The sequence below is a fragment of the Photorhabdus tasmaniensis genome, from assembly GCF_011189505.1.
GTDB classification, from domain to species: domain Bacteria; phylum Pseudomonadota; class Gammaproteobacteria; order Enterobacterales; family Enterobacteriaceae; genus Photorhabdus; species Photorhabdus tasmaniensis.
This window is the reverse complement of the sequence record NZ_PUJU01000007.1, coordinates 132260-138259: the sequence shown is the minus strand read 5'-3', so window position 1 is coordinate 138259 and position 6000 is coordinate 132260. Positions and strand designations below refer to the sequence as shown.

Here is a 6000-nt window from a genome sequence, read left to right as displayed (position 1 = left end):
GCCCTAAATGATCTAATTCGCCATATTTAATACTATTAGGACATCCTGTTAATCCGAGCGGATCAATCCAGTTCGCCGGATTATGGACATACGAATACGGATTCAGGCCCCCTCTCAGCCCAATCGGGTCTTAGGGACTATCCCGTTTCCCTGTCGTAATAACGGAACCGATTATAAAATAAACCGCTCTCCGTGTCTTCATACTGACCACAAAACCGAAGATTACACGTCAGAGTCCGCGGGTCATTGACCGTCAGCACCCGCCAAAATTCCGCTTCGCCCCAGGTCAGCAGCCGGCCCGCCCAGATAAGTTCCCCTTCCTCGGTCAGGATTTCCCGCACCGTCCTCTGATGGTCAAATGTGCACCCGTTGACACCTGTGATCGTAGTAGTTTTCCCTGTGCTGATATTTTTAACGGTGAGTCTGCTGTCAGAACAGTTGTTGCTTCGGGAAAAGTGAACCGCATATCCATCCTGTTCAGCGACAATTTCGTCAGCTGGTATTTTATTCTGAGTTTTATTGGGCACCGTCTCAGAACGGTGAGCACTGCTGTATGGCACATACTGTGCGGAGTCGTTGCGCAGAGTGGGTGGATCATTTTTCAGGCTCAGATAGACCGGGCAGTCAGATGCGTCCACCTCACAGCTTTTGTCGAATATTGCGCTTGGCGGCCAGCCCTGGGTGCCAATGTAAGCTGCACCGGTTTCATCCAGGCAGTAGGTTTCCTCCCATGAATAATTTTTATTGGTACCCGGCATGTTGCGGGAAGTGATAAGGCAGGTCAGGGCCTTAACGGGTTTACTGTCGTAGCGGATAAAGTTCCCTTCAAGTGGTGATGCGGCATAGAGCAAAGGCGAAATATTCGCGGCAGCGGCCATTCTTTGCGCCTCAACCGTGAAGCCTGCTTTATTGTTGAGCTTGACGCTCACTGCAGCATCGTTCATATCGCGCAGCATTTCACCTCCTTTCTCTGTCAAAAAGAACGTGTAACGTCCGGGGTGTATATTTCCGGGGATAACCACAGCAGAGCTTAAAGCGGGAAATAGCAGAGCTGAAATGACGGTAAGTCGTGAAATTAGTGCTTTCATTTTTACATCCTGAATCGTGTGTTGTGAGGTTGTCGCAATCATCGATAACCCAGTGAATCTTTATGAACAGGGCCTCTCATGAGCCTTAATGGCTGATACAGTCCTGCCAGCTCAGGTCAGTCAACGCTCCGCGCAGGCCCCTGGTTTTAAAGGTTCCCGAGAGGGGCTTATCTTTCATCGTGATCTCTATCTGCTCCTGACCATTGGAATTTTTGAGCGCAATAAAGGCCGTTTCGCCCGTAGCGTATGAGTTTTCGTTAATGCTTATACCTGTGGCTGAGGCCCGATAGTCCTTTGCAGGCACACTGTAGGAGAGGGCCATATGCTCGTCTGAGCAGGTCAGCGTCAGGCGCTCTCCGGTGGCATTGTCGGTGCTAATTTCAAACTCCATGGCATTGATGTAGCCATACCAGTCACCCCACTGTTGTTCGGGAGTAACGGCCTGTGCAGCAGTTGCTGTCAGTGATGAGCAGAGAAAAAGCACTGTGCGAATGTTCAATTAAATCTTTCCTTTACTGTGTGATTTATATGGTGAAAAGCCACTTCCCGGCATGCAGGAAGCAGCCTGATCGTATGCATTCGTGGTCTGTTGGGATAATCGTTAATACAGATCGGTTATCAGAAATTGATCGTTATTATCTATTGTAAAAACGATCAATAAATTTAAATTGATAGTCATTAGCTATCATTGTGTCAGCATCGATCGGCATGACAGATCAATAAGCCATAGAGAGGCAATCTGAGTCTTTTCCCATTCGCTTAAGTGATATAGGTATGAAAATTTCTGCAATATAAATTTAACTAAATGTGGAATCAAACATCCGTAATAATGAGAACTTTCATCTTCTCACATGTATCTAACTTCAGAGTGATTATTGACTATATTATGTAAGTTAATTGTCTGAAGTTAATGATTCTTTCTTCTATAGCAAAAATATCTATTGGTTAATATTGCATGTCTGATTGGTATTAAAATAATAAAGATGGATTAATACTGTTGCAGCAATAGCATTGACTATTTTTCAGAATAAAAACTTAAATGTATTAATTAACTCTCTATGCTAATTATATTGAGATGAATAACACAAGGATTGAAGTATGAGCAACGATATGGGTTATAATCAGCATCACATTAATCGTATTCATGAAACGCTGCAGAGTTCCTTACGTGAATACCCAAGGACGTTTATCCTGAATATTATCCTGAGGTTTCCTGATGCCAATTACGAAAGTTATAAAACAGATCATCAATTGATAACCCGTTTTATTGAGTCGTTAAAATCACAAATTAAATTCACGCAGAAGAGAAAGGTAAAACAGGGAAAGCGAGTTCATCTCAGTAAAGTTCGCTATGTATGGGCCAGAGAGTTTGGTGAAGAAAAGGGGAAGAAACATTATCATGTGGCATTGATACTGAATAACGATGCCTGGTACGCAGCTGGTACCTATTATCCGAAGCAGGGGCAATACGTTCACTGCCTGGGATTGATGATTATGGATGCATGGATCAGAGCGTTGAAACTGCACGCGCAGCAGGATTATCAAAATAAATATTATCCCCTGATAGAGTTTGTACATGAAGGTGATTTTAATCTTAATGCCAATGGCGAACATTTCACCTGGCATTACGATACTATTATGAGCAGACTGTCTTATCTGGCTAAGCGATTTAGCAAAGATAATTCTGACGAGCACAGAAATTTTGGATGCAGCCAGTCCTGATTTATTGATATGCCCAATCAAAACCACAATCAGGCACGATTGTAGCAGCGTTGTAGCGACACAGGCGATAACACGAGGGCAACATATCTGAGTTGTAGTGCTTCATCGCAGATGTGTAGTGCAGTGAATCCGTCTGTTCCAGGTTGAACGATTTGTGAGCAAAAGAGCATGTTTCATTTGAGAGTACTTTCCAGAATGCCGCTACAGTTCGCTACAGTAGCGGTTGTAGCAGATGTACAGTGTATCACTGTGCATTATTTCAGATGGATAAGGCTCGCGATCTCCTCCGGACCACGAGCCTATGTATTGTTGTTTTATCCAAAATAGTGCTCAGGTATGAGATAGCTATTCTGGCTAAGCAGGGTTCTGTGGCGAAGGTGGCTGTTTATCATCAAAAAATGGCATATAGCGACCATCGTTCATGCGCCAGGTAATATAAATTGCCGGATTGGCATGGGATTTAACAATATATGCGAAAGCACTCGTGCGCATAATGGCGTTCAGCAACGGCTCCAGTCTTTCGCTGCGGCGAAATTTGTTTGGACCATATTTAATGACATCGTTCTTTTTAAAGGGTCAACCGTTAGTGGACATGAATTTATATTGGATCCACTGAGTCAGCTCCTGTACATCCTGTTGAAATTTATACTCATCCGTGAACTGATAAAACCAGGCCGCGGTATGGTTGAGATACCAGGCCATAATCGCTGATGCTTGGGAAATAACATTAAGAGAGATAATGTCCTCCTCCTGGTTGGCGACGTAATTCAGCAGTGCAGCGATACGCAACGCATTCGTACTGGCTTTAAGCACCATTGGTTTGATATATGACCAGGCACATCCCGGGAATGTGTATGTAAGCCAGTTGTCGCGCATCGTCTCCCAGTGGAATTCAGCTTCAGGTGAAAGCTTAAGAACCTTCTTTTTACCTTCACCTGAATTAATTTGTTTAAGCTGCTGTCCGAGTAATTTATCAATCAGGTTGTGAAAGCAGGTTAATGCACTTTCATCACGGTAAGCGGTATCCGGACGATAATGGTGGCTCATCATACAAGAACTCAACGTGTTGTTCGGGGTGATATTTGAAAACAGAAAGCGTGATAAAAAACCGCTCTCTAATGCTTTATCACCATCCTTTTTCATGTAATCGAAAAAAAGCGAAGGCTGTAACATCAAGGACACCGTCAGCGTCGGTTTAAAGCTCTGGATGGCACGATGATGACGATTATGCTCATACATATCGCCATCCCAGGCTTTATTGAAGAACGCCAGATTATCTTTAAGACGCGGGTCAAAGAAGTTGCTGGCTTCATCAGAAATCAGACCTGCGCACGGATATCCACTCAGGCCAGCGATGAGTGCGGCAAGCGAGGTGTCATTGTAGACCAACGTGGGTAACATGGGTTTAACGGGCTCAACCGATGCGTGGGATTTCAATGCTGCTTGGGCCTCGTTTGTGCACTGGTCCTTTTTAATTGCATCGCGAAGCTTACCTTCCAGTGCCTTTAGTTTGGTTTTCCAGACAACGTAATCTTCACGCCAAACAGACAGATTGGCCCGGTGTGATTCAGCCAACTCAGTCCTGAAAACATCAAAGGGCTTCATCACCTGTTTGCTGACGGACGATTTGCCCGTCCCTGAATCAGCGAGCGTCAGGATGTTGAGTGAACAATGCTCCTCTGTGCCTGTGTAGGGATTAAGTACATTGATATGCGAATGGCAGGCCAGCGATACTGCCGCTAAAACGGCGTTCACGGCCAGTACAGCTGGTACTTTTCCACCATCCTGCAGATAGTTGATGGCGTTTTGCATTATCAATGGCAATGCGTCAATGGGGAACGGACTGGCAGGATTAACTTGTGGAAGTGCAGGGGGGAAATATGACATTTCAATTTCCTTTTTTTAAATCCAAATAACGCAGGGATGACATCACCGATGCGACTAACCCTGCCGGGTAAGGGCATGCGGTGAATGTTTTTTAATGTGGTGTTTCAGAATGCTCCTTCGACAGTCGCCTGTAAAAGGGAGAGGAGATCAGAGTAGTGCCTGTTTGCGCTGCAATACCCAATCATCCAGCTCGGATTCAAGCCAGCCAACAGACTGCTTGCCTAGCGGATAAGGTTTCGGAAACGCCGGGTCATGGCGTGGTGATTTGGCATTAAGCCAGTCGTAGATGGTGGACCGGGCGACCCCCAGTTTGCTGACAACTGCGGGTAAACGTAGTACTTTCACTGTTGATATGGTCATTTTGCTTTGCCTCTGATTAGCTGTGTACGGACAGGGCAAAGGCTAAAGGAAGACGGCATGTTTATGAATACGCCTACTTGTCCCCCTAAAATTACTTTTAGCTCATGTAACTCACCCTTGGATAAAATATGAAACCAAACGATATCGAACTGCTGTTTAAAGAAATGCGTGGGGTCTATGAAAATCAACTAAATGGGCTGAAGGCAATAAGACCGCCTATCAAAATGTTGGCACAGTACAACAGTGAAGCTCAGCAGTGGTTGGATAACCTGAGGGCATGTTTTGAAAATGAGGAAGACCTTTGTCTCAGTGAATGTGAAAGCTTAATAAAACAAGATGGAGATGATATTTGGCGTAAAGCCGCATGGCATGGAGAATTTGATAAATATCTCTATTTATCATTGTGTTATTATCATTTTGCAATATTTGAGCAATTTAACCATCGTTTGAGCGAAGCATGTCTGCATCTCCAGAATGCGCAGTATTATTGCGGGATATGGAAAGGTGCCCGGGATCGACTGGATTGGATTACCCATAGCGAAAAAAAACAAATAGAAAGAACTGAAAAGGCAAGAAAGGCGGGTTCAAAACGCGGTGAGAAGCTGTTTGGCGCAGTTAAAACCGAAGCAATCCGGCTACTCAAGGCCAACATGCCTAAAAATAGGTGGATTGATCCAACAGAAGCCTTTGATTGTATTGACGATGAATTGTGGTTCTTTATTGAGGCACAAACCAAAAAAGGTGAAGAACCAGTACTGATTTATGATGAATTAGAGCGCACGGTGCTTAGGTGGCTAGCAGAGGATGAAAATGTGAAAGCCGCTTTTGAAGAAGTGATGATTGGCAAAGAGTGATTCGCGCTAAAGTTACGAAAACCAATCTGAAGTGTGACTAGTTGAAATAAGAAAAATTTATTATTTATCAATTTGTTAGATTTTTGGTT

At 44.3% G+C, this 6000-nt stretch carries 6 protein-coding genes and 1 pseudogene; 2 read left to right on the top strand and 5 right to left on the bottom strand.

What is annotated here, in order from left to right; genetic code table 11:
* Together C5471_RS24800 and C5471_RS04980 are read right to left on the bottom strand one after the other, a co-directional pair.
* A pseudogene (locus tag C5471_RS24800) lies at nt 1-356 on the bottom strand (RHS repeat-associated core domain-containing protein); the annotation flags it as partial.
* 817 nt (nt 357-1173) lie between these two features.
* Nucleotides 1174-1587 (bottom strand): hypothetical protein, encoded by a 414-nt coding sequence (locus C5471_RS04980; protein WP_133815367.1) that lies wholly within the window; start codon nt 1585-1587, stop codon nt 1174-1176.
* Nucleotides 1588-2186: 599 nt separating this feature from the next.
* Between C5471_RS04980 and C5471_RS04975 the strand changes: the two genes are divergently transcribed.
* Nucleotides 2187-2810, top strand: a complete 624-nt coding sequence (locus C5471_RS04975; RefSeq protein WP_133815366.1) for an inovirus Gp2 family protein — start codon at nt 2187-2189, stop codon at nt 2808-2810.
* A gap of 354 nt (nt 2811-3164) precedes the next feature.
* On the opposite strand, the gene C5471_RS04970 is transcribed toward C5471_RS04975, so the two are convergent.
* The 3 genes from C5471_RS04970 to C5471_RS04960 all read right to left on the bottom strand — a co-directional run bounded on the left by C5471_RS04970 (nt 3165) and on the right by C5471_RS04960 (nt 5057).
* Complete coding sequence (locus C5471_RS04970; protein WP_166295672.1) at nt 3165-3317, bottom strand: hypothetical protein; 153 nt, start codon at nt 3315-3317, stop codon at nt 3165-3167.
* 69 nt (nt 3318-3386) lie between these two features.
* Nucleotides 3387-4697, bottom strand: coding sequence for a YfjI family protein (locus C5471_RS04965; RefSeq protein WP_133815365.1), 1311 nt, complete (start codon nt 4695-4697; stop codon nt 3387-3389).
* A gap of 147 nt (nt 4698-4844) precedes the next feature.
* Nucleotides 4845-5057, bottom strand: a complete 213-nt coding sequence (locus C5471_RS04960) for a helix-turn-helix transcriptional regulator (RefSeq protein WP_133815364.1) — start codon at nt 5055-5057, stop codon at nt 4845-4847.
* Nucleotides 5058-5185: 128 nt separating this feature from the next.
* On the opposite strand from C5471_RS04960, the gene C5471_RS04955 reads away from it, so the two are divergent.
* Nucleotides 5186-5911 (top strand): hypothetical protein, encoded by a 726-nt coding sequence (locus C5471_RS04955; RefSeq protein WP_133815363.1) that lies wholly within the window; start codon nt 5186-5188, stop codon nt 5909-5911.
* The last annotated feature ends 89 nt before the right edge of the window (nt 5912-6000 follow it).

Coding starts and splice junctions, on each gene's coding strand:
- C5471_RS04975 (WP_133815366.1), top strand. CDS start 2,187: ATGAGCAACGATATGGGTTATAATCAGCATCACATTAATCGTATTCAT.
- C5471_RS04965 (WP_133815365.1), bottom strand. CDS start 4,697: ATGTCATATTTCCCCCCTGCACTTCCACAAGTTAATCCTGCCAGTCCG.
- C5471_RS04960 (WP_133815364.1), bottom strand. CDS start 5,057: ATGACCATATCAACAGTGAAAGTACTACGTTTACCCGCAGTTGTCAGC.
- C5471_RS04955 (WP_133815363.1), top strand. CDS start 5,186: ATGAAACCAAACGATATCGAACTGCTGTTTAAAGAAATGCGTGGGGTC.